The sequence below is a fragment of the Larkinella sp. C7 genome, from assembly GCF_006149005.1.
In the GTDB taxonomy this organism is placed as follows: Bacteria; Bacteroidota; Bacteroidia; order Cytophagales; family Spirosomataceae; genus Larkinella.
The window spans coordinates 1-325 of record NZ_VBSL01000266.1; the positions used below are offsets into that span (position 1 = coordinate 1).

A 325-nucleotide genomic window follows, 5' to 3' on the forward strand; every position below is an offset into this window, starting at 1 on the left:
TTATTGGTCCGTGCATTAGTCCGTAATAAACCCAATTTCCTTTTTGTTAAAAAAGGCTTGCACTAGTTTGGGCTCTCTTTCCAAGCTTTTGACTTGATCAAGAACCGCAACGGTCAGTTCTTCCAAACTTGTAAATACCTGATTCTTTAAACTACGTTTCAACTGGCTCCAGACCAACTCGACTGGATTAAGTTGGGGACTATAGGCGGGTAAACGTTCCAGATGAATCCGGCCTGGACGGCTTTTCAAAAAGGCTTTTACCCTTTCACTGCGGTGGATCGCTGCCCCATCCCAGATTAAAAGTATATCCCGTCTCCGATAACGA

Annotated in this window: 1 protein-coding gene; it reads right to left on the reverse strand. The window is 44.3% G+C overall.

Annotated features, from left to right (window positions below):
• Nucleotides 1-15: 15 nt before the first annotated feature.
• Nucleotides 16-325: transposase (locus FH871_RS32840; protein WP_171063050.1), on the reverse strand; the 310-nt coding region annotated here is incomplete at its 5' end.